General features: G+C 41.5%; 24 protein-coding genes. 10 read left to right on the top strand and 14 right to left on the bottom strand.

Annotated elements, in window-relative coordinates; all coding sequences use genetic code 11:
* Nucleotides 1–22: 22 nt before the first annotated feature.
* Nucleotides 23–655: a TetR/AcrR family transcriptional regulator gene (locus H1A14_RS00925; protein ID WP_194774323.1), complete on the bottom strand. Its 633-nt coding sequence runs from the start codon at nucleotides 653–655 to the stop codon at nucleotides 23–25.
* A gap of 171 nt (nucleotides 656–826) precedes the next feature.
* Between H1A14_RS00925 and ligA the strand changes: the two genes are divergently transcribed.
* From ligA to dapA, 3 genes are read left to right on the top strand one after another with little or no spacing between them, the layout of a single operon-like run.
* The gene (gene ligA, locus H1A14_RS00920) at nucleotides 827–3283 is read left to right on the top strand and encodes an NAD-dependent DNA ligase LigA (protein WP_194774322.1); all 2457 of its coding nucleotides are present in this window, start codon (nucleotides 827–829) and stop codon (nucleotides 3281–3283) included.
* A 10-nt stretch (nucleotides 3284–3293) separates the two neighbouring features.
* Complete coding sequence (locus H1A14_RS00915) at nucleotides 3294–3812, top strand: DUF6913 domain-containing protein (RefSeq protein WP_194774321.1); 519 nt, start codon at nucleotides 3294–3296, stop codon at nucleotides 3810–3812.
* Complete coding sequence (gene dapA, locus H1A14_RS00910; protein ID WP_194774320.1) at nucleotides 3799–4659, top strand: 4-hydroxy-tetrahydrodipicolinate synthase; 861 nt, start codon at nucleotides 3799–3801, stop codon at nucleotides 4657–4659. The genes H1A14_RS00915 and dapA overlap by 14 nt, the downstream gene beginning before the upstream one ends.
* Before the next feature lie 33 nt (nucleotides 4660–4692).
* Here the strand turns inward: dapA and H1A14_RS00905 are convergent, their stop codons facing one another.
* Both H1A14_RS00905 and H1A14_RS00900 read right to left on the bottom strand, forming a co-directional pair.
* Nucleotides 4693–4869 (bottom strand): histone H1, encoded by a 177-nt coding sequence (locus H1A14_RS00905; protein WP_194774319.1) that lies wholly within the window; start codon nucleotides 4867–4869, stop codon nucleotides 4693–4695.
* A 98-nt stretch (nucleotides 4870–4967) separates the two neighbouring features.
* The gene (locus H1A14_RS00900; protein WP_194774318.1) at nucleotides 4968–6218 is read right to left on the bottom strand and encodes an aminotransferase class I/II-fold pyridoxal phosphate-dependent enzyme; all 1251 of its coding nucleotides are present in this window, start codon (nucleotides 6216–6218) and stop codon (nucleotides 4968–4970) included.
* 192 nt (nucleotides 6219–6410) lie between these two features.
* Between H1A14_RS00900 and accC the strand changes: the two genes are divergently transcribed.
* From accC to H1A14_RS00885, 3 genes are read left to right on the top strand one after another with little or no spacing between them, the layout of a single operon-like run.
* On the top strand, nucleotides 6411–7910 hold the full coding sequence (gene accC, locus H1A14_RS00895; protein WP_194774317.1) for an acetyl-CoA carboxylase biotin carboxylase subunit: 1500 nt from the start codon (nucleotides 6411–6413) through the stop codon (nucleotides 7908–7910).
* The gene (locus H1A14_RS00890; RefSeq protein ID WP_194774316.1) at nucleotides 7910–9217 is read left to right on the top strand and encodes a DUF1015 domain-containing protein; all 1308 of its coding nucleotides are present in this window, start codon (nucleotides 7910–7912) and stop codon (nucleotides 9215–9217) included. Before accC ends, H1A14_RS00890 begins: the two co-directional genes overlap by 1 nt.
* Nucleotides 9204–9782, top strand: coding sequence for a Maf family nucleotide pyrophosphatase (locus H1A14_RS00885; protein ID WP_194774315.1), 579 nt, complete (start codon nucleotides 9204–9206; stop codon nucleotides 9780–9782). The genes H1A14_RS00890 and H1A14_RS00885 overlap by 14 nt, the downstream gene beginning before the upstream one ends.
* A gap of 14 nt (nucleotides 9783–9796) precedes the next feature.
* Here the strand turns inward: H1A14_RS00885 and H1A14_RS00880 are convergent, their stop codons facing one another.
* The 3 genes from H1A14_RS00880 to sdaAB are packed head-to-tail and all read right to left on the bottom strand — an operon-like array spanning nucleotide 9797 to nucleotide 13141.
* The gene (locus H1A14_RS00880) at nucleotides 9797–11104 is read right to left on the bottom strand and encodes an efflux RND transporter periplasmic adaptor subunit (protein WP_194774314.1); all 1308 of its coding nucleotides are present in this window, start codon (nucleotides 11102–11104) and stop codon (nucleotides 9797–9799) included.
* A gap of 7 nt (nucleotides 11105–11111) precedes the next feature.
* Complete coding sequence (locus H1A14_RS00875) at nucleotides 11112–12461, bottom strand: TolC family protein (protein WP_194774313.1); 1350 nt, start codon at nucleotides 12459–12461, stop codon at nucleotides 11112–11114.
* A gap of 2 nt (nucleotides 12462–12463) precedes the next feature.
* Nucleotides 12464–13141 carry an L-serine ammonia-lyase, iron-sulfur-dependent subunit beta gene (gene sdaAB, locus H1A14_RS00870; RefSeq protein WP_194774312.1) on the bottom strand — a complete coding sequence of 226 codons (678 nt, stop codon included), beginning with the start codon at nucleotides 13139–13141 and terminating at the stop codon, nucleotides 12464–12466.
* Nucleotides 13142–13309: 168 nt separating this feature from the next.
* Between sdaAB and H1A14_RS00865 the strand changes: the two genes are divergently transcribed.
* Together H1A14_RS00865 and H1A14_RS00860 are read left to right on the top strand one after the other, a co-directional pair.
* Nucleotides 13310–14131, top strand: coding sequence for an aminotransferase class IV (locus tag H1A14_RS00865; protein WP_194774311.1), 822 nt, complete (start codon nucleotides 13310–13312; stop codon nucleotides 14129–14131).
* Nucleotides 14132–14209: 78 nt separating this feature from the next.
* The gene (locus tag H1A14_RS00860) at nucleotides 14210–15004 is read left to right on the top strand and encodes a thymidylate synthase (protein WP_194774310.1); all 795 of its coding nucleotides are present in this window, start codon (nucleotides 14210–14212) and stop codon (nucleotides 15002–15004) included.
* Nucleotides 15005–15035: 31 nt separating this feature from the next.
* Here H1A14_RS00860 and H1A14_RS00855 read toward each other — a convergent pair whose 3' ends face one another.
* Together H1A14_RS00855 and H1A14_RS00850 are read right to left on the bottom strand one after the other, a co-directional pair.
* On the bottom strand, nucleotides 15036–15383 hold the full coding sequence (locus H1A14_RS00855) for a hypothetical protein (RefSeq protein WP_228527483.1): 348 nt from the start codon (nucleotides 15381–15383) through the stop codon (nucleotides 15036–15038).
* Nucleotides 15384–15469: 86 nt separating this feature from the next.
* On the bottom strand, nucleotides 15470–16258 hold the full coding sequence (locus tag H1A14_RS00850) for a class I SAM-dependent methyltransferase (RefSeq protein ID WP_194774309.1): 789 nt from the start codon (nucleotides 16256–16258) through the stop codon (nucleotides 15470–15472).
* 49 nt (nucleotides 16259–16307) lie between these two features.
* On the opposite strand from H1A14_RS00850, the gene H1A14_RS00845 reads away from it, so the two are divergent.
* A complete protein-coding gene (locus H1A14_RS00845; protein ID WP_194774308.1) occupies nucleotides 16308–17558 on the top strand; it encodes a GWxTD domain-containing protein in 1251 nt (416 codons plus the stop codon).
* Entirely contained in the window at nucleotides 17531–18304 is a 774-nt protein-coding gene (gene rlmB / locus H1A14_RS00840) for a 23S rRNA (guanosine(2251)-2'-O)-methyltransferase RlmB (protein ID WP_194774307.1), read from the top strand. The genes H1A14_RS00845 and rlmB overlap by 28 nt, the downstream gene beginning before the upstream one ends.
* A gap of 1370 nt (nucleotides 18305–19674) precedes the next feature.
* Here rlmB and H1A14_RS00835 read toward each other — a convergent pair.
* The 6 genes from H1A14_RS00835 to H1A14_RS00810 form a co-directional block, all read right to left on the bottom strand.
* Nucleotides 19675–20001, bottom strand: coding sequence for a hypothetical protein (locus tag H1A14_RS00835; protein ID WP_194774306.1), 327 nt, complete (start codon nucleotides 19999–20001; stop codon nucleotides 19675–19677).
* The gene (locus H1A14_RS00830) at nucleotides 19986–20366 is read right to left on the bottom strand and encodes a hypothetical protein (protein WP_194774305.1); all 381 of its coding nucleotides are present in this window, start codon (nucleotides 20364–20366) and stop codon (nucleotides 19986–19988) included. The genes H1A14_RS00835 and H1A14_RS00830 overlap by 16 nt, the downstream gene beginning before the upstream one ends.
* Before the next feature lie 36 nt (nucleotides 20367–20402).
* Nucleotides 20403–21110, bottom strand: a complete 708-nt coding sequence (locus H1A14_RS00825; RefSeq protein ID WP_194774304.1) for a hypothetical protein — start codon at nucleotides 21108–21110, stop codon at nucleotides 20403–20405.
* Between the two features lie 93 nt (nucleotides 21111–21203).
* A complete protein-coding gene (locus H1A14_RS00820) occupies nucleotides 21204–21632 on the bottom strand; it encodes a hypothetical protein (protein ID WP_194774303.1) in 429 nt (142 codons plus the stop codon).
* A 328-nt stretch (nucleotides 21633–21960) separates the two neighbouring features.
* Nucleotides 21961–22641, bottom strand: coding sequence for a hypothetical protein (locus tag H1A14_RS00815; protein ID WP_194774302.1), 681 nt, complete (start codon nucleotides 22639–22641; stop codon nucleotides 21961–21963).
* A gap of 23 nt (nucleotides 22642–22664) precedes the next feature.
* On the bottom strand, nucleotides 22665–22883 hold the full coding sequence (locus tag H1A14_RS00810; protein ID WP_262893952.1) for a hypothetical protein: 219 nt from the start codon (nucleotides 22881–22883) through the stop codon (nucleotides 22665–22667).
* Nucleotides 22884–23006 lie beyond the last annotated feature (123 nt).

Here is a 23006-nt window from a genome sequence, read left to right as displayed (position 1 = left end):
AATTAAAATGGTCAGGCAAACTTCAAACATTCATGAGTTGGGTGCGTGCTTCCTCCGTTAAAATACCTTTATAAATGATAGAAATGGCCTGATCATATACTTCTGTGGGATTGGCCATAATCTGTCCGGAAATTTCCCTCGGAAACTGAGATAGAAAATCGGGATCAATCAGGTTTTGGATGGCAGCGGTATAGAGGAGCACGACCATATTTTTATTTACTTGTGTGTCAATGTATCCCTGGTCAATTCCATCTTGTATCAGTCTTTGAAACCTAAGATAGGCTGCATCACGAATGTAGGCCTGCAAGCTGTCCCATACCTGCGGGGCATGGTCTCTCAAATCTTTCAGTAATTCAGGATTGATGTGGGCTAACCCTTTTCCCACTACTTTCAACATGGCCTTTAGCTTTCCTGAATAAGTCATCTGGGGATGGCTTAAAATGTCCTCCGCCTGGGATGAAAGCCTTGTTTTTAGAATCTCAAAAGAAGATTCCAAGAGCACCATTTTATTGGAAAAATGTTTGTATAAGGTTTTCTTACTGATTCCCAACTTTTGGGCAATTTCATCCATAGTGGTGTTTTTGAACCCATTTTTTAAAAATAAGGCAAACGATGTTTCCAGTATTTTACCCTCAATATCTACTTTGCTTTTCATATGTACCGGATTGTATAACAAATATAGGGAATCAAAAAGAATAGTCCTTAAATCCGAGAAAGCAGTTTGGATCTGCTCCATTTTTCGGACAAAAAGACTAGATTTGGAAAAAAGAAAACCGATTGCACTAGGTTTTCCATCTTCATCATCACCCTAAGGAAATTGATTGGAATGAACTCCAAAACTGAAGCCCAAAAGAGAATTGCTGAACTTACTGAGCAGATCAATTACCACAACCAATTGTATTATCAGGAAGATACCAGCGAAATTTCGGATTTTGAATTCGACCAGCTTTTGAATGAATTGATTCAGCTGGAAACCGAATATCCGGATTTGTTGCGTCCTGAAAGTCCCAGTCAGCGGGTAGGTGGTACGATTACAAAGGTATTCGAGACTGCTGAACATGAACAGCGCATGTTGTCTTTGGGCAATACTTATTCTGAATCGGAATTGATTGCATTTGATGAGCGGGTGGCGAAGGGCCTAGGCCATCGGGATTATACTTACTTCTGTGAATTAAAGTTTGATGGTGTAGCCATCAGCTTGGTATATGAGAATGGCCGATTGATAAGGGCCGTCACAAGAGGAGATGGTTTTAAGGGGGATGTGGTTACAGAAAATGTCAAAACAATTCGCAACATCCCTCTTTATATCAAAGGGGAAGAAATTCCAGAGCGGTTTGAGGCAAGAGGAGAAATTTTTCTTCCCAAAAAAGAATTTGATAAGATCAATGCCGAAAGGGAAAAAAGCGGTGATCCCCTATTGGCCAATCCCAGAAATGCTGCTTCAGGGACCCTTAAGATGCAAGACAGCAGTGTGGTTGCCAAAAGAAGACTGAATTGCTATTTCTATCAGTTGATTGGGGATGAAAATCTGGTAAGCCGACATGACCAAGCCATCCATCAACTGGAAAAGTGGGGTTTCAATGTGTCCCAAACCTATAAAAACTGTACTGATATACAATCTGTCCTGTCTTTTATAGAATCCTGGAGAGAAAAAAGACACCATTTGCCATTGGATACTGACGGGGTTGTGTTGAAAGTCAATGATTACCAACAGCGGGAAATATTGGGCTTCACTGCCAAGATACCTCGATGGGCAATTGCCTACAAATACAAGGCAGAAAGTGCGCTCTCTACCATCAGAAACATTACTTTTCAGGTTGGACGGACTGGTGCCATCACACCTGTGGCCAATCTTTCACCGGTGCAGCTTGCAGGTACCACCGTCAAGAGAGCCTCCCTTCACAACGCCAATGAAATCCTTCGACTGGATTTACATGAAGGGGATCAAGTTTTTGTGGAGAAAGGTGGAGAAATCATCCCTAAAATAACCGGAGTTTCTTTGGAAAACCGCAAACCGAACGCTAAACCTTTTTCTTACATCACCCACTGTCCTGAATGTCATACCCACCTGAACAGAAAAGAAGGCGAAGCGAAGCATTATTGCCCCAATGCAATGGGATGTCCTCCGCAACTGTTGGGAAGAATTGAGCATTTCGTTCACAAACGAGCCATGGATATTGATTCTCTGGGAACTGAACGCATCAGGGCTTTGATCAATCAAGGTTATGTGAAAGATCCAGCTGATATCTATGACTTGGAGTCTAAACAAGATAAACTACTTGGGCTTGAAATCAATGATGACCAATACACCAAAGACCAAAATGGCTCCTTGTATGTTACCCTAAGGAAAGCACTTTTTGCACTGACAGAAGGGATTTCATTGAGTGCCATTGACCGATTTTTAGAAGACACAGAGGGACTCGAGCAACAGGAAAGACTACAAGCCTTTAAAAACTATCTGAAGAAATTTCAAACAAAATCCGATGTAAACCTGGCTTACATTGCACGTTTTGAAGATTGGTTGCAAAAAGCAACTTGGGATACCATTGAAGATTATGTGCCAGTGGCCCCAGTTCTCTTGGTGTGGATTAAAGATTTGGAAGTAGAACAATTGGTGAAACTTTGTAAAGAAAAAAACAGCGTCCACAACATCGTTTTGGAATTTGATTTCACCCTAACTGAACAACAGACCGAGAAGCTCAAAAAACTCAAAGGCAATACTTTTCAAGAAGGGGTCATCAGCAACATGATGGAAGGTATTAAAACCTCAAAAAACCAACCTTTCGAAAAAGTATTGTTTGCATTAGGCATCCGAAACATTGGTGAAAATACAGCCAAGTTGTTGGCTGAACAGTTCGGATCCATTGATGCGCTCGCTGCAAGCTCAATAGAGGAATTGCTGGAAATTAACGGGGTTGGTGAAACCCTGGCGCAGAGTCTTCAGGATTTTTTTTCGGACCCTAAAAATCAGGAACTGATTTCCCGGCTAAAAGGTCACGGACTTCATTTTAAAAAAGAGAAAAAAGAAAGCCAACAAGAAAGTCAAAAGCTTACCGGCCTTAAGATCCTGGCATCCGGTAAATTAAACCATTTCAAAAGAGATGAAATCATAGACTTTGTGGAATCCCATGGAGGCACTTACCTAAAATCAGTGTCCAAAAATCTGGATTTCATCATAGAAGGAGAAGATATGGGGCCAAGTAAGAAGGAAAAGGCACAAAAATTAGGGATAAAAATGATTGATGAACAGGCATTTTTGAACCTGCTCAATCATCATGGCTAAAACCTGAATTATGAATTGGATAAAAAAATATTTCATCAATTACCAAATCAGGCATACTCCGGCAAACTCTTCAAAGGCTGATGAAGTAGATTTCTCAGCAGTAAGAGAAATAACGCTGATAGCAGACTCTGAACAGGACATGCTGGACACTAAGTCGCTTTGTTATGACTTGTGGGGTAAGGAAATAAAAATCAATGACCGTTTTTTCAGTTTGAAGAGAGGCAAAGTTATTCTGGAAAAAGAGTTAACTCCCTCAGATTTTTCCTTCTTTGGCCATGCCAACATACGCATTAGGACTTTATTGGATCAGAAACCCAGCCTTATTCTCGTCAGTTCTGAAAATTTAAATCCATATTTACAATTTATATTACATTTACAATCTAAAATTTATAGAGTTGGGTTTTATTCAAGTTCAAACAGCCCATTCTTGGACCTTATGTTAAACCATGATCCTCAGCTTGACAAAAAGGGGAATATGGCCAATATGATCCAATACATCAAGAAGATCCATTATCATGAAAAAACTTAAAGGTACAGGAGTAGCCTTAATTACTCCGCTTTTGGAGGACAAAAGCATTGATTTTGAAGCTTTGAAAAAAATCGTGGATTTTGTTTCCGATGGAGGGGTGGATTATCTCGTCGTAATGGGGACTACCGGTGAAAGTGCCACACTGAATAAAGCGGAAAAAGTCAAGGTTCTTCAAGCAGTCAGTTCCTACAACAAATTAGGTCTTCCCATAGTCTATGGAATCGGGGGTAATGACACCCATGCATTATTGGAAGAAATCAATTCCACAGATTTGCAATCTGTTGACGCCATTTTATCAGTTAGCCCCTACTACAACAAACCGGCACAGTCGGGGATCATTGCCCACTTTGAATCCATTGCCAATGCTTCTCCAGTACCCATTATGCTATATAACATACCGGGTCGAACCATGTCAAACATGAGTGCCCAAACGACCCTGACATTGGCAAATCATCCTAATATCATAGGAATGAAAGAAGCAAGCGGAAATATGGAGCAATGCATGCAGATAGTGGCCCACAAACCCAAAGAATTCTTGCTGATTTCAGGGGATGACATGTTGACCAGTGCCATGAGAGCCATTGGCTGTGAGGGAGTGATCTCGGTGTTGGCCAATGCCTATCCAGATATCATAAAAGAAATCATTCACGGCAATGCAGAAGCTTCCATGAAAGCCACATTTAGACTGTTGGAAATCAATTCTTTGATGTATGAAGAAAGCAATCCTGTAGGCATCAAGTATTTGATGTCACAAATGGGACTTTGTCGTGGAGAGGTTAGACTTCCGCTCATTGAAGCCAGTAGTGGACTTCAAGAAAAAATAAAAGCGGCAGCCTCAAGGGTATAAAAAAAGGTGGCTTTAAAAACCACCTTTTTATTATTAGCCTTCATTTTTAATGTCCTGAACTTCTTTTCGGATATCCTGAGCTAAGTTCTTAAGGTCTTGCATGCCTTTTCTCACTCTAGTTCCTGCGGCTTGGTTTTTCTTGTCATAGAATTTTTCAAAGTCGCCTTCTAATCCCATTACAAGATCTTTGATTTCACTAAATCTGTTCATAGTAAAAATTAATTTTTAGGTTGATGATAAGTTTAATTCTTCGTTCAATATAGCTAAAATGTTTATAAAACAACAATATAGGCCTGTTTTTTGATAAATTATTCTCCGAAAGAGGTAGCCAATTCACTGGTTTTATAGATTCCAGAGGTCAATTTATCTTTGATGGCTTCGAAGGCAGAAATGGTTTCTGCCACATCTTCCAAAGTATGTACCGCAGTTGGGATCAATCTAAGAATAATCATTCCTTTCGGCACGACAGGGTAAATAACCACTGAACAAAAAATATTGTAATTCTCTCTGAGGTCTTTGCTGAGTGTTGCAGCTTCTCCAACTGTACCATTAAGCACCACTGGGGTCACCGGGGAGTTGCTTTTCCCTATACTGAAGCCTTTTTCCTTCAGCCCATTCTGCAGTGCATTGACGATTTTCCATAGATTGGCTTTCAATTCCGGCCTTGATCTAAGCAACTCTAGCCGCTTCAATCCGCCTTCCACCAATAGCATTGGTAGCGCCTTGGCGAAGATTTGGGAGCGCATGTTGTATTTTAAATAGTGGATCACTTTTTCATCCCCTGCCACAAATGCACCAATGCTAGCCATTGATTTGGCGAAAGTAGAAAAATAAAGGTCTATTTGATCCTGAACCCCTTGTGCTTCTGCTGAACCGGCTCCCGTAGCGCCCATGGTACCGAAACCGTGCGCATCATCCACTAGGATCCTGAACTGGAATTTTTCTTTCAGTTTTACAATTTCCGCAAGCCTGCCCATGTCACCGGTCATGCCAAAAACTCCTTCTGTGATCAAAAGGATGCCACCACCTGTTTCATCAGCCAATCTGGTTGCTCTCTGTAATTGCTTTTCGCAGTTTTCAATATCATTGTGAGGAAACACGAAACGCTTGCCAATGTGCATCCTAAGTGCATCGATGATGCAGGCATGGCATTCGCTGTCATATACTACCACATCCTTACGGTCAAGCAAGGAATCAATGACGGACATGATCCCTTGATAGCCATAGTTTAGTAAATAGGCTTTCTCTTTTTGCACAAAGGCTGCCAGTTCATTTTCCAGTTGTTCGTGAAGGTCTGTATTACCCGACATCATCCTGGCCCCCATGGGATATGCTGCTCCCCATTTGCGAGCAGCGTCTTCATCTGCTTTTCTGATTTCGGGGTGATTGGCAAGTCCCAAGTAGTTGTTGAGACTCCATGTGAGTACCTCTTTACCTTTAAACTTCATCCTTGGAGCTATCTCTCCTTCTAATTTGGGGAACATGAAATACCCCTCTGACAACTCTGAGTGCTTACCCAACGGTCCTAGGTTGGTGTGCAATTTCTCGAATATATCCAAAGCCTTCTGTAGTTTAGTGATACGTTTTTCTATAATTGAACATTACAATAAAACCCCCAAAACTAATACATTTTGGACTACCTTGCAAAAAAGGACCCTCTTTTAAGATATTCTTTCCATAGTTCATTTAAATTTATTTACTTCGTGACGGAGCTATTTTTTGTTCTCCTACTCAAGTTTTGATATGACCACATGCCTGAAATAAAAAAAATACTAGTTGCAAACAGGGGAGAAATCAGCCTCAGAATCATGCGATCCGCAAAAGAAATGGGCATCAAAACAGTTGCTGTTTTCAGTGAAGCTGACCGGTTCTCTCCCCATGTTCGATTCGCAGATGAAGCAGTTTGTATCGGTCCTCCGCCATCGTCCTCTTCTTATCTACTAGGAGAAAAAATTATCGAAGAGGCAAAAAACCTGGGTGCAGACGCCATCCATCCAGGCTATGGTTTTTTATCTGAAAATGCTTCCTTTGCCCAAAAAGTACAGGATGCAGGTTTGATATTTATTGGACCCTCTCCATTCTCTATTGAAGTTATGGGAGATAAGTTATCCGCTAAACAAGCAGTAAAGGATTTTGGGGTGCCTTTGGTCCCTGGAACCGACGAGCCCATCACGTCTATCCCTGAGGCCAAAAAAATAGCCCTTGAAATCGGCTATCCTATTTTAATTAAAGCGAGTGCTGGTGGTGGTGGAAAAGGGATGCGTATTGTTGAATCTGAGGAAGATTTTGAGGAACAGATGCAACGGGCGGTCAGTGAAGCCCAATCAGCTTTTGGCAACGGATCAGTATTTATCGAGAAGTTCATCACCTCACCCAAGCACATAGAAATTCAAATCTTGGGAGACCAGCACGGTAACCTGGTTTATCTTTTCGAAAGAGAGTGCTCGATCCAAAGGAGGCATCAGAAAGTGGTAGAAGAGGCCCCTTCCGCAACTTTGACCCCTGAAATTAGGGAGGCCATGGGAAAAGCTGCTGTAGGAGTTGCTAAAGCCTGCGACTATTACGGAGCGGGAACTGTGGAATTCATCGTTGATAATCAACTGAATTTTTATTTTCTTGAAATGAATACCCGGCTTCAGGTCGAACATCCGGTGACAGAAATGATCACCGGGAAGGACCTGGTCAAAGAGCAGATCCTCATTGCTTCCGGAAAGCCACTTTCCTTCGGTCAGGATGACCTGCAAATAAATGGACATGCCATAGAAATAAGGGTATATGCTGAAAACCCAAAAAACAATTTTCTGCCTGATATCGGCAAGCTCAGTACGTATATTAGGCCTCAGGGTCCAGGAGTAAGGGTGGATGATGCTTTCGAAAAAGGCATGGATATACCCATTTATTATGATCCAATGATCGCCAAGTTAATTACCTTTGCAGAAAGCAGGGAAAAAGCCATTGCCAGAATGATTAGGGCCATTGACGAATACCAAATTACCGGAATTGAAACTACCCTTTCTTTTTGTCGTTTTGTGTTGCAGCATGAGGAATTTATTTCGGGGAAATTCGACACCAAATTTGTGGAAACCTTTTTTGAACCTAAAAAGTTAAATATTAAGCTGACGCAAGAAGAAACCTCCATCACAGCTGCCTTGGGTGTGATGATATTTGAAAAATCCAGAAAGAATCACCAGGAAAATAAAGAAAAAAAGCTGGCAGCAGCCAACTCCAACTGGAATAAGCGCAAACATTAATGGCAGAAATTTTACCCTTGAAAGCTTGGAGATACCATCCGGACTATCAAGAAATTATCGAAGAACTTACTTCCCCTCTCTTTGATGTGGTCTCAAACAGGCAAAGAGAAGCTTTATATCAAAATCCACTCAATAGCATTCACCTATCTGTACCCAAAGGTGAGTTTCCTGCCCAAGAAGCATTTGAAACTTTAGAGAAATGGAAACAAGAAAAAATTTTGGTACAAGATCCTTTGCCTGGAATTTACATCTATTACCAATATTTCCGCTTACCGGGAAGTGAAAAAGAATTTTGCAGAAAAGGCTTTATTGCCCATATCAAGGCTTATGACTGGGATGAAAACCAAATCTATAGACATGAAAACACCTTGGTCAATGCCGTGAATGACCGGATAGAGCTCCTGGAAAAAACGAAAATGCAGGCAAGCCCAACGCATGGTTTGTATCATGATGAGGCATTTGAATTGGAAAAGTACATGGATGCTGCTATAGAGCAACCTTTGTACGACTTGGAGGATTACCAGGGCATCAGAGAGGTTTTGGCCGTTATCCATGACGCCAAAATCATCCACAAATTCATGAAGTTGATTCAAAGTCAAAGCATAATCCTTGCAGACGGACACCACAGGTATGAAGGAGCCATTGCTTACCGTAAAAAAATGACAGACGCAAATCCCTCCCATCATGGAGGGGAAGGATACAACTACCACATGATGTACCTAACCAATGCAGCAGCCAAAGATTTGCGTATTCTACCCACTCACAGGCTTTTCTGTGATATCCAAATTTCGAGAGAAGAACTGCTGGAAAAAATCGAACCTTACTTTTTCATTAGACCGCTCAACGACCCCGATGAAATCGGAGAATTGATTCTTCATAAATCTTGGGCATTTGGCCTGGTGTTTAAGGATGCAGCCTTCAAAATTCGGCTAAAACCAGAGCGATTGGAAGAATTTGAGGGTAATTTTCCTGATGTAATCAAACGCTTGGATTTGAGTGTATTGCATCATTTTTTCATCGAAAAGATCCTGGGAATACCCCCTGAAGTGCAGAGGCTTTCCGAGCACATCATTTATGAAAGAAATTTGAGCAGATGTCTTTCTAAAGTATCTGAAGGAACTGCATCCTTTGCCATCATCACCAAGGAAGTGAGTATGGAAGCCGTGTTGCAGGTTTGTAAGAGTGGCTATACCATGCCGCAAAAATCTACCTATTTCTATCCAAAAGCCATTTCAGGTTTGATTTTTGGGTCTATTGCTGAAGAAGATTTCGAGTTCCCTTACGATTTGTTCCATGAATTTCTTTAGGCCACAGTACCAACTTATTTTGGCTTCTAAATCACCCAGACGGCAGGAATTGTTAAAGGGATTGGGTTTGGAATTCAGGGTTATGACCAAAGAGGTAGCAGAAACTTACCCTGAACACCTCGAATTGAAAGAGGTAGCCTCATTCTTGGCTGAAAAGAAAGCGGAAGCCTTCAGACCAGATTTAATGGAAAATGAGCTTTTGATTTGTGCTGATACCACTGTATTGGATGGCCAGAAGATTTTGAATAAGCCTGAAAACAAGGAAGAGGCCATCCACATGTTGACTCAATTGTCAGGCAAATCCCATGAAGTAATTACCGGAGTTTGCATGATGAATTTGACCAAAAAGGTTGTTTTTTCGGACACCACGAAAGTTCACTTCAGACCACTAGAAGTTGAAGAAATCGATTTTTATGTAAACACTTTTAGCCCTTATGACAAAGCTGGGGCCTATGGTATTCAGGAATGGATCGGATACATTGCTGTAGAGCGTCTTGAAGGCTCCTTTTACACTGTTATGGGCCTACCTGTTCACCTCATCTATGAAAAGCTTAAGCGATGGTGACATTCGATTTCATATCATCTTGAAGCTATACTGGCATCTTTGCCGGCTTTTACCAATTTATTGTCTTCCAGTTGTTTGCTGACTACAAAATAGGGTCCGGATATTATCTTTTGACCTTCCGTGATACCTTCCAAGATTTCAATATTGTCAAAATCCGAAATACCAGTCTTTACAGCCACCTGTTTGGCCCGATCTCCTTCCAATACAAATACCAACTCTTTGGGTTTGGTGCTGCCATCAGCTATGGTGTCTCTCATGCTTTCCCTAGTCGTCACTGCGGCCAATGGGACTGAAAGCACATTTTCTTTTTTCTCGGTAATGATTTCTACAGAAGCAGTCATTCCGGGCCTAAAAGGGAATCTGTTGGTTTCTGTTATCAGATTTTCATATGAAGAATTTAAAACCCGAATCCTTACTTCAAATTCCGTAACCGCATCTTGAGAAGCCTTTTCGTTGGCAGAGTTGGCTATGGAAGTGACTACTCCGGTGAACTTTTGACCAGTGAAAGCATAAGAATCCACATCAATGATGGTCGTATCACCCAAACTGATTCGAACGATATCATTTTCGTTCACATTGACCCTGACCTCCATCCTGGAAAGGTCTGCAATCCGGAGCATTTCCGTTCCTGCCATCTGCTGGGTTCCCACTACCCGCTCGCCTTGCTCTACCAAAAGCTTGGAGACTATACCTGATACAGGGGAATAGACATTCGTAAGCCTGAGATTTTCTGCTGCTTCATTGACTGACGCCTGGGAGCTTTTGACCACAAATTCAGCAGCCAAAACGGATTGTTTGGCAGCATCCAGATCATTGTCGGCAGTTTGGAAGTTGGCTTTGATTTGTTCAAAATCGGCATCAGAAATGACTTTGTCCTTATAGAGTTTTTCGTTACGGTTGTATTCAAGCTCTGCCCTGACAAATTGTGCCTCAGCTCTTTTTAAATTGGCCTTGGATTGGGCTAGGTTAGCCATTTGTTGATTCAGGTTGGCCCTACTTCTGTCCAATGCGGAAATAAAATTATCAGGTCGGATTTTGACCAAAAGATCATCAATTTTTACACTATCCCCTTCCATAACATTCAACTCTATGATTTCGCCAGCCACATCAGGGCTCAATTTTACCTCAATTTCAGGTTGAACGATACCAGATGAACTTACCTTTTCAATGATGGTAGTAGATTTAGCTTCCGCCATCTCTACTTCAAGTTCCTTTTCCCCGCCAATCCATCCGGCTGATTTTCCTACGATAATAAAAAGGATCAGGACACCGACGATACCCAAAAGTATGTAAATTAGTTTGTTCGATTTTTTCTTAGCCATGGTATAGTTATAGAGTAATGTTATTGCCTAAATAGAAGTCCAGAACTTTTACTGCAAAGATGTAATTGTACTTGGCACTGACTAGATCTGCTTGTGCGTTGAAGAGATTGTTCTGGGCAACTTGAAAATCAACTGAATTGATCGCTCCCACATCAAAACGTTGCTGTGACATCCGGAAAGCTTCTTCCAGAGAAGAGACCCTTTTTTGATTGGATAAATAGGTTTGTCTTTGGGCAAGAGCGGTGGTATATGCCGTTTCAATGTCATTTCTCAGTTGGTTTTTGACATCTTCTTTTTGGATCAAAGCCTGTTGCTTCTGTACCCTTGCACGCTGAACCCCTGCCACATTTCTGAAGTTGGAGAAAATGGGAATATTTAGCTGCAGGTTCAATGTTTGAGAAAGGTTTCGGTCAATCTGAGTGAAAAACGGGGGTATTTCACCAGTTAGGAAATCCGGTTGATCTACAAAGTTGGAAAAAAGGTTGCCACTTATCCCCAAAGTTGGGTAAAATGCCCCTTTAGCAATATCAATTCCCAAATCTGCGCTTTCCATGGAAAAGTCCGCCGATTTAATTTCCGGCATAATTTCCAAGGCAAAAGCAAATATTTCATCCACCTGCTCCTCCGGTAAAAAGTAATTGGAAGGGTCGAGATCGGGCACTACCACATCAAGAGAAGGATCAAATGGCACCTGCATGGCTTGTGCCAGGTTCAGCTTGGCAATCCTAAGAGAATTGTCCGCATTGACCACTTCAAGCTCACTGGTGGCCAATTGTGCTTCTAAATCCAATTGCTCTGCCATGGCAAGAGATCCTGCCTCCACCAATCTTTTTGTTCTATCTGATTGTTCTGTCACAGTTTGAAGCTGAGAATTGGCTACATTGAGTTGCTCTTTGGAAAAAACAACATTGATAAACAGGTTTATGGTATTTAAGATAATGTCATTTTCAGTTGCTTCCACATCCAGTGCTGCTGCCTGAATGTCGGTTTTGGCTTGCTTGATACTGTTGGAAATTTGCCTGCCATTATATATTGGCATGCTGGTATTTGCAAAAAGGTTGATGTTTCCAATCCTCCGGTTTTCAAACAAATTGGTCACAGGGTTAATGGATCTTCCCCATCTGAATCCAGAAGATGCCCCTGTAGAAAAGGAAGGAATTTGCTGGCCCCTATTTTCCAATAAAGTAATCTCTGCCGTGGAAAGATTCAATCGGCTTCTTTGCAGATTCAGGTTGTTTTCAAGCGCAATTTCGATAGTGGTTTCCAAATCCAAGGCAGTATATGGATACTCTTGAGCGGATACCTGGGAAAAAAGGCCGCAAAAAAGCAGGCAAAGGCAATAATAAACTTTTCTCATAATTACATATCAATATCTGGGATGTATATCAATTCCTTGATCCAAGGAAGACTTTTTAGGTATTCTAAGGTGATTGGCTGCAGGCCTGAATCCATTTCAATCACATGGCAAGCCTCGTCATGCTTTCCTTTTCGGGAAACTGACATCGTAGCAATATTGGTTTTTTCTTGAGCGATCACACTGGAAATGAATGCTATCGCACCGGATGCATCTGCAGCCTTAATGATCAATGTATGCGCATTTGCAGAAAAATCAGCATTGAACCCATCCACAGTGGAAATGTTGATCAAGCCACCTCCCAAACTCTCACCGATGACTTCTATTTTCCTTTTTCCACGGCTTAATTGAAGTTTGATGGTATTGGGATGGTAGACAGAGGCATTGCCAATGGACTTAAAACTATAATTTAGTCCTTTCTCTTTGGCCAAATCCATGGATGTTTTGATTCGTGGATCATCTGTTTTCATGTCCAAAAGACCGCCTATGATCGCTTTATCACTTCCATGTCCTTCATAAGTTCTTGCAAATGAATTGTAAAAGGTGATGACCGCTTCATCAGGTTGACCACCCAAAATCCGAATGGCAGCCCTAGCAATCCTCACCACTCCAGCGGTATGGGATGAAGAGGGACCAATCATTATGGGACCGATCATATCAAAAACACTACTTTTGCTTGCCATGGATCAACCAATTTTCCAATTTCCATGCTAAACTACAAATCCCTGTTAAATAAAAAGCAAAGTGTGGAATTAAAACCTTTGAATTTCTTCCTAGTGGGATAATTTTAATTATTTTTAACAGAAATAAATTCAGACAAAAACAATTTATGTTCATAATTGAACAAAAACATGTCCGATAACAAGACAAAGTATTGGGTGAAAGCCTCAAACGGAATCTTTCAAGAAGAATTCTTAGATTGGGCCAATAGAGGCATGTTTTTCGGAGATGGGCTTTTTGAAACCATGGTTTTTCATCAAGGAGCGATTCTCTTTAGAGATGCCCATCAGGAAAGGTTGTTAGAGGGTTTGTCCATCCTTAAAATAAGTTCTCAGCACCTTAGTGACATACAGGATTTGGAATCATTCCTCTTACAATCCTGTGGTACAGAGTCAACTCTCAGGGTGCGGTGGAATGTATATCGGAAGGGTTTGGGCAAGTATACTCCCGATTCTCCTCATTGCGATGAAACAGTATGGACTGAAGCATTTCTTCCAGCACCTGCCATCAAAGCAACAGCCTACATTCACCCGCGAATCAGGTTGGCCTCCTCCTCATGGAGTCACTGCAAAACCCTCAATGCCTTACCCTATGTGCTTGCCAATTTGGACCGAAGGGAGAAGGGCTTTGATGAGGTTTTGCTCCTCGACGACAAGGGAAGACTTTCTGAGGCAGGGAGTAGCAACCTCTTCTGGAAAATAGGGGAATCATTTTTCACCCCGAGTCTGGATTGCAATGGCATCGCCGGCGTCAGTCGAAGAACAATCATAGAACACTTGCAAAAATTGAAGATGGATTTGACAGAAGGTGAATTCCAGCCCTCAGTGCTTCAGGATGCCGACCAGGTTTTTACTTCCAATGTTTCCGGGGTCAGTTATATAGGCCAACTTGAGGGACAAGAATTTGACACCCAAGCCATTGAGTCCATTGCATCACTTTTTGTTGCCCAATGACCCATTGATTTTGCTCTTTCTCTTTCAAAAAATTCTCTTTAAACCTTATATTGCCATCTCATTTCAAATCCCTTCATCATGAAACAATACCATCAACTCATGCAGCACATCCTCGACCATGGCGTCCGCAAAGAGGACAGGACCGGAACAGGAACCATCAGTGTTTTTGGGTATCAGATGCGTTTTGACCTGCAGGAGGGTTTCCCTTTGGTGACAACCAAAAAATGTCACCTCAGGTCAATCATCCACGAGTTGTTGTGGTTTTTGAATGGGGATTCCAATATCAAATACCTCAACGAAAACAAAGTAAGCATCTGGGATGAGTGGGCAGATGAAAATGGGGATTTAGGCCCTGTATATGGCTACCAATGGCGACACTGGCCAGATGGAAAGGGAGGTGAAATCGATCAGATCAAAAATCTAATCCATCAAATCAAAAACAAACCGGACAGTCGAAGGCTTATCGTATCCGCATGGAATGTGGCTGATGTAGATCAAATGGCCCTGCCGCCTTGCCACAGTATTTTTCAGTTTTATGTAGCTGAGGGAAAACTTTCCTGCCAGCTATATCAAAGAAGTGCGGATGTTTTTCTTGGTGTACCCTTTAACATTGCCTCTTATGCTTTATTCACCATGATGGTAGCACAAGTCTGTGATCTGCAACCCGGCGAGTTTATCCATACCTTTGGAGATGCCCACCTGTACAGCAACCACCTGGAGCAGACCCATTTACAACTTTCAAGAGACTTTAGGCCTCTGCCTATCATGCGGATCAATCCTGAAGTCAAAGATATTTTTGGGTTTAAATACGAGGATTTTGAACTGCTCAATTATGACCCACATCCGCACATCAAGGCAGCTGTTGCCGTTTGATCTGATGGTGAGGTAGAAAAAAGAGAATGGGTTACGGATTGGTCAAAAGTCGGTAAATTAAAATCAATAAGGCAATTCCCACAATAGTCGTGTAGATCAGTTTGTTGTATTTCGCCAGCCAGTTGGGTAAAAATATATCAAAGTTGTCTTTTTGAGAATCTGAATACTTCCTGGCCACCAAGGTAATTGGGCAGACGGACTTAAATATCAATAGGATCAATCCCTCCATCACCAACAATCCAATACAAATCCATACCCATATATCGATTTGATTGCTGACCACTGCATACAGAAGATAAAAAATAACGACATTGAAAAAAAGCCAAACCAAGGTATGGATGGATTTGATCAAAATCAATTTGCCTTGTGCATGCATCATTCCATGTTTAGGTTTGCTTAAACCAACGAAATTTTAGCTTCCATCATAACGAATTGTAAGGGTAAGATAAATCCATTTACACTATCTTATAGCCCCTTCGCCTTTTTGTGCAAAACGAAAAAATGATCGAGTCCTTTATCGGGATGGTCTACCAATACATAATCTTCATGAGAAATATCAGTCACTGCACTTCCCCCTTTTTTGTGGAGCAAGTTCCTGTTGATGCGGTTCAAAACCTCATAAGGCAGGCGCAACCAAGAGGCTGGCAGTCTATGCTGAAGGTCAAACAGATCAAAGCGGGTAAATTTTCTGACGGAATTTCTGTTTGCCTCATGATACGCCCATACTTTATCATTACCGCCGATGCCTTTGGCTTCCACTTGATCAAATATACCTTCACATAGTTTGATCAGTTCTTTGGCCGTATACTCTCTGATGTGCCATGGATTGCGGGTGAGGGTATGGCGGATGTTGGGCGTACTGATGATAGCCAGCCCTCCTGGTTTCATTACCCTGTAAATTTCCTCCAAAAAAAACTTGTCCTCTTGGATATGCTCAATGACCTGAAAACTGACTACCGAATCAAAAGTCTCATCTTTAATTTCTGAAAGTGGAGGTATGTGCGCCTGTTTAAATTGCGCCAAAGGATATTTAGCCCTTAATTTATGTAAAATGGCATCGATTTTGTCCAACCCGTAAAATGATTGAACCAGAGGCAGCAGCACTTCTACCCCACGTCCTTCACCACAACCTATTTCCAGCAAGTCTCCCTTTACGAATGATTTGGCAGCGTAGTAGGCTTTCAAAAGCCTTTGATGGATGGGATTGTCACTGACCAACTTATCCGATGCAATTTCCGTAGTATAGGTAGCCATTTAAAATTTTATTATTTTCGGCAAAATTAAGGTTAATTTTTAAAACCAAATGATGATAAGAATAAAGATCGACAAATTGGTCTACATAATTGCGGCATTTATGCTGCTTACCGCAGTTCCATCAATGGGGCAAAATACACCAAGCTTGGAAAACATCAATCAGGCACTTAGGTATTCCCGATATTCAAGGATCTCTCCCAAAATCATTCCTGTCAGCCGCGGAGACAGAGATTTTAGGCTTCAAATGGTGGTGGAGAAGATCGAAGAGGATCCTGATTTCAATGATTACGAGTTTTATTATGCCATTCTTTACAGTTTTTCAGAAGAAATCGGGGAGGTCAATCTGATCAGATTGAATGAATCTGACCTAAGGTTTGATACTGATCGACACTATTATTTTGAAAAGAACATCCAAATTCCCGAGGATCGAAAAACTGCATTTGCTTTAATGAAAGTCAAAGATATCCGTCAAGGGGATGAATATTATTTCCACACAGATTTGATCAGTCCATTTGTAGAGACCCTTCCAGAATTTGGTGCATATTTTGGCAATGATGTTCCTTTTGATCAGAATTTTCTCAATTCTGGTGATGCCTTGATTTTCAAGGGTGGAAGAAATGTAAGTCTGCATCACTTTTATTATCCCCAGCAATTCAATGTACCTCTTCCACCTATGGAAACCAAACCTGCTGCAGTGCCTAGAGAGATCACAGTGGAAGATGAGGGCAGTTTTTTGATTAATGTCCCGAAAACATTTGAAAAAGAAGGATATTATTTTATTCAAGCGGATACGACCAAAAGCACAGGTATGGTTGTCAAAACTACTTCAGAAGCCTATCCTAGAGTAAAGGATTGGGAACAGATGATAGAAATGGTTGTCTATATCTCAACCCGAAAAGAACATGAAACCCTGATGAATGCAGAGGACAAGAAGAAGGCCTTGGACCAATACTGGATCAGTGTAACCAAAGATGAGGCAACTTCCAAAGAACTTATCCGGGAATACTTCCGGCAGATTGAATTTGCCAATATCCTTTTCACCGACTTCAGGGATGGATGGAAAACAGATCGAGGAATGGTGTATACGGTTATGGGCCCACCTTTAGAGGTTTATTTTCAAATGGAAAGGGAAATCTGGATTTATCCTGTGATGGACAGTAATTCGAAATTAACCTTTACCTTTGCCAGGGTAAGAAACATTTTTACCAGCGATTATTATACCCTCAACCGGTCTAGGGCCTACCAGCCTGAATGGTTTAAAAAAATCACAACATGGAGAAGCGGAAGGATGGTTTTCTGATCGACAAAAGCGAACAGGAAAAGGACTTTATCTTTGGAACCCGGGCAGTCATGGAAGCACTGAAAGCCCAAAAAGACTTGGATAAAATTCTGGTTAATAAGGAACTTAACAATGAATTGATCAAGGAACTGTTGGGAATGGCCAAGCAGGAAAACGTACCTGTAGTCCGTGTCCCAGAGGCCAAATTGAACAGGATCACCCGTAAAAACCACCAAGGGGTGGTCGCCCACATGTCTGCCATACAGTATGCCTCTCTAGACCATGTGATCGAAAGCTGTTTTTCCAAGGGCATCTCTCCTTTGGTGATGGTGCTTGACAGGATTACCGATGTCAGGAATTTCGGAGCCATTGCCAGGTCTGCTGAATGCGCCGGAGTACATGCGCTTATTATCCCGGAAAAAGGAGCCGCTCAGATCAATTCCGATGCGGTGAAAACTTCTGCAGGAGCCTTAAACCACCTGCCGGTATGCAGGGTCAAAAACCTTTACTACACCGTTAAAGACCTGAAAAAAATGGGTCTCAATGTGGTGAGTGTGACCGAGAAGACCGATAGAGAAATGTATCAGGCGGATTTCACCCTGCCTACCGCACTGGTGCTTGGGTCAGAAGAAGACGGGATTTCCAATGAATTGATGGGCATCAGCGATGAATTTGTTAAAATCCCATTAAGCGGGCAGATAGAAAGCCTCAATGTGTCTGTAGCTGCGGGGGTAATGATATATGAGGCTTTGAGGCAGAGGAAGTGATTTTTTTTTCGCTTGAAGTTTGACATATCGGTGGAAATTTAATCAAAGAGCTATTTGGGCGACGATGCTAGTCGGAGGTGTAGCATGTATATCCTTACGAATTGAATTATTGCTTTTTCATGTGGGTACCTTGTTGTGGTTTAACATATCTTGTTTCCTCTGCTCTTTTGGCTTGATCCACCCACCTTACGGTCGGCAGGAAAGAACCTCTGCCAGCCGCGCAGCAGTCTGGAAAAAATCAAGCCGGGAAAAATCCTTCCGCACGCATGGCCAGCCTACCCTCGGTTTTCCAGCCACCCACCGCGCAACTATATTGACCGAACAAAGCTATTTTTCAAAGAAAGATTTAGATTTTACTTCTATCCGCGTTTATTAATAACCCCAGGGGGGTTAAATATTTGTAGCCATGGGCAAGCGAAGCGCAGCCCTTGGTCAAAGCACCGCCCCCACCCCCAGTTTCGGCCCAAAAATCTCCCTCTGGAAAACCATCGGCTTGCCGAAACCAAGGAAAAAACAGCCACCTCAGCGTCAATAGTAGGTGAATCTATCGATTAAAAATCCATTCTTTAGGCTTACAACATACCCCCATCAACCTGGCTATTTCAAATGGCCTTTTTACAATCTTGTTGCTCAAAGTCTACCAAAAATATCCAGGAGTAGTCTGGAGACTAGTTCCATGGGTTTTTAATTACTGTCTCGTTTTTGGTGGATACCATAATTTGGATTGACTTAACCTGTTTCCTCTGTTCTTTTGGCTTGATCCAAAAGAACCCCTGCCGGCCGCGCAGCAGGCTGGAAAAGATCAAGGCTGTAAATCAGCTTTTAAATTGGTTAGTATTCCACCTCACATCAGAAATACATCCCAATTTAATTTTTGTCCGGGGATGGGGAGCTAAAAATGAGTGGATCTCCTTGAGGAGCTAACTCATTTTCTTAACGCTCCCCATCCCCTACCAAAAACCAGCTGCTTTAAGGCCGGGGTTTTTGCTTTCAAATTCTACTTTCTAATGCCTTTGGCTTGGATATGACTGCTTTGAGCTTTCAGCTTCTGGCTTCTTGCCATTCCCTGATATCCTGTTTATCTGTTCTCCAGTTTATCTGTTACTCTGTTAAACCGTTTAGCTGCTTTCAATTTTGAGCTTGTTCCCCCTCGGTTTTCCGGCAGGCCACCTCACAGGGAATTGGGCACCTGGCCATTTCAAATGGCCTTTTTACAATTTTGTCGTTGAAAGTCTAATGAAACATTCAGGTGTAGTCAGTAGACTATTCCTACCGAGAGCAAATTACCTCTAAATTATGCGTATGTCCTCTCCCAACCTCAAGGGGGCAAGCAATTTGGTTTTCCTCAATTAAGTTTTATTCCTGACCTCCTACTCCAAAAAGTCCTTGATGGCGGCTTCCACCAAGAGGCTCAATTTGGGAGCGAAGGATGAGATATCACAAGCCTCTGCCCTTTTGAAGTCCTCACTATATTTTCCCAAATCCTCGGTCAGCATACTTCTTTGGTTCTTGTACACCGTATTTCCCTGACTATCAAAAATATAAACATAGAAATGCATATAAAAGACTGAGTAAAACAATTTCATATCCATGTCTTTTTTATAGGAGTGTGATATGGAATATTCCATGCAGGGCAAAACCACAAAACCATCACCGCTCCCCAAACCGGAAAAATGCTCCTTTACGAAAGTCTCCATGTTTTTGGAACTCCCCCCCTGTATTGAAAAAAAATATATGGATCAAAAATATTCTTCCCACCAGGAACCAATTCTACGCTAAGATTTAAGCCATCAAAGGTGGAATATACTGTTTGTAAAAAACTTTCGGTGTACAGACCACGGAAGGCAAAAGGTTGAAAACCATTTTCCTGATGATCCACCAACAACAAATCTTTCAGGTACAGGGTTTGGTTTTGGTATTTTTGTTCCGTAATAGGTTTGTACTTATCAAAAACATCCCTTTCCCAGGCATTGTACACCTCATTCCGCTTATCAGTATATGCCGTTCTGCATCCACCGATGCCTACTACAACCACCAAAACATAAAACAGATAGTTTCTCATCAGCATACAAATCCTTTAGCTTACTCCTGTATAAATTCAATCACTTATGTATTCCCGCAGCGCCTCCCTAATCATCTCTTCAAAATGTGCTTCGGTCACGCGGTCTTCAATGGGAAATGCAAGGGCTTCTTCCCATTCCCAGATGCTTTCTGATTTGGCATTTATTCCGGACTGATCCTTATAAATTAGCTCCATTTTATCATTAAAAACAAAAACTATACAAAACACAAAATAATCAATATTTACCGCCCCTGGGCCATTAAAGCTCCTTGCGTTATGAATTAGCCTGAAAAGAATGGCCGGAATAATATAATGTTTTCCTTCCTCCTTGTCCATCTCAGAGGCAAATTCAAAAATGTTATTTTCAATTCGTTTCGTCCAATTATGCTTGTCTTCCAGTATGATTTCGGGCCTCACAATATTCTTATTTTCAGGGTTTATTTTAAAGTTGATATTGGCCTTTATCATCCCGTTTGCAATCAGGTTTAAAATACTATCTTCCTGAACTTCTCTCATTTTATTGCCTCTAAATCTTGAAGATGTCCATGTTTTGGCAATTAGATAATTGCTGATTATTAAAGTATCTCCGCTGTACTTTTCCTTTTTAACAGGGTTAAACTTATAATATCCAACATCCCTCGAGGCATATACCACTGTTCTATCCGTTGGCAAGGGGACTCCACATGAAAAAATCATAGAAGCTAAAATTAATAGGAACAGCTGATTCAATCTAAAATGCTGCATAGAACAATGATTTAAAGAAGTAAAAATGCGCTTTATAGTTAAAATACCCCCTCCAATTTTGTCTATTATATGTCAAGGATGAGTTCATGGCAATTATTCAATGTATTCCCGCAACACCTCCCTGATCATCTCCTCAAAATGTGCTTCGGTTACACGATCCTCTATGGGAAAAGCCAAGGCCTCTTCCCAGTGCCAGATGCTTTCAGATTTGGCTCTTATACCAGCCTGATACTTGTAAACCAATTCCATTTTGTCATTGAAAATGTAAATAGTAAAAAACACATGATATCTGATTAGGATTTCTCCAGGCCCGTTAAAACTTCCCGCACTATGGATTGTTCTATAAAGTATTGCGGGTATAACATTTAGTGTTCCTTCCATTTTATCCATTTTCGAAAGGAATTCAAAAACATTGTTTTCTACCCTTTTGGTCCAGTCATACTTTTCCCTTAAAATTATTTCGGGAATAAGGATGTTTGTGTTTTCGGCATTAGTATTTACGTTGATATTTGCTTTTTTCATTCCATTCAAAATTAAGTTTAAAACACTATCTTCCTGAATTTCTCTTAATTTATTGCCTCTAAATCTTGAAGATGTCCATGTATTTGCAATTAAAAAATTATTGAGTACTAAGGTGTCCCCTTTGTACTTTTCTTTTAAAATCGCCCTGTTTTTAAAATTCCCCAAATCTTTAGAGGAATATACCACTGTTCTATCCGTTGGCAAGGGGACTCCACATGAAAAAATCATAGAAGCTAAAATTAATAGGAACAACTGATTCAATCTAAAATGCTGCATAGAACAACGATTTAAAGAAGTACGAATGGGCCTTATAATTGAAATATCCCCTTCAATTTTGTCTATTATAAATCAAGGATGAGTTCATGGCGTACTCCATTCCATATAATCCTGTACTATAAGCCAATTTTCGTCTTAAAATTTGAGAGGCATCTAATCTTCGAAACTTTGGGGAAATTTTCTCCAACATATCCCCACTCATCAACTCATATTGCATATATCCTAATGTAGCCCCAACACCAAATCCTGTCATGTGGTTGAAAAAGTCGGCATTGGTAAAATATTTACGGTCGGTATAGGCAAATCTGGCAGCCACATTTTGAGCTCCATAGCTTAGCGCTTTCCTTGCTCTTGAAGATAATCCCTTTTCAGCAAAAAAACCGTCCAACTTATCAGCACCTGGATTAAATTTCCATTTGGTACCCATTGCCCGATAAAGCTGCCTACCGGTAATCGATGACAGGCCACCCCCAACAAAATGTTGGGCCACACCATATCCCGAACTTAAATCCCCAGCACCATAACCTGCAATCACATTCGCAGTACCTCCCATTAAAATCCCCAAACCTAAACCTCCTTCTCCTTTGGTGGTGCAGCTCATTGAGGCTATCGGCCCAAAGACTACTTTCTCATAAGCCCTGATATTGCCATCCTCATCCTTGCCACTGGTGCTACTCGATATCATGCCCCGGCTTTGCAGTTCCCTAAAAGCCAGATAGGCTTCTTCCTTCATGCCGTCCAAGTCTTCCAGACAGATCAGTTTATTGTTAAATCAAATTGGCCATAATTGTACAAGCTACCCTCCGTCACCCTGGTAAAATGCTTCTTGTCTTCTTCGGAGATAAACTTGGCCACCAGGATGCCTTTGTGTTTATCCCCTTCCATTTTGACGCAAAACTCTATCTGGTCGCCACTGCCGGCACTGCAGTTGTTGCTGAAGCAGGTCCAGCTGTTGGTCTTGGGGTAGAGCCGCAGGCTGGGCGTTTTATCCTCGTTCCAGGTGCAGTGCAGCCGATGGTTCTTGTCGGGTTTTAATCCGTAGTGGTCGAGTACCTAGGATAGCGCAAGCCGGGATTTGATCTCCCTGATGTCCATAAC

The organism is Pararhodonellum marinum, assembly GCF_015354735.1.
Taxonomy (GTDB): domain Bacteria; phylum Bacteroidota; class Bacteroidia; order Cytophagales; family Cyclobacteriaceae; genus Pararhodonellum; species Pararhodonellum marinum.
This window is presented reverse-complemented; position numbering and strand designations above follow the sequence as displayed.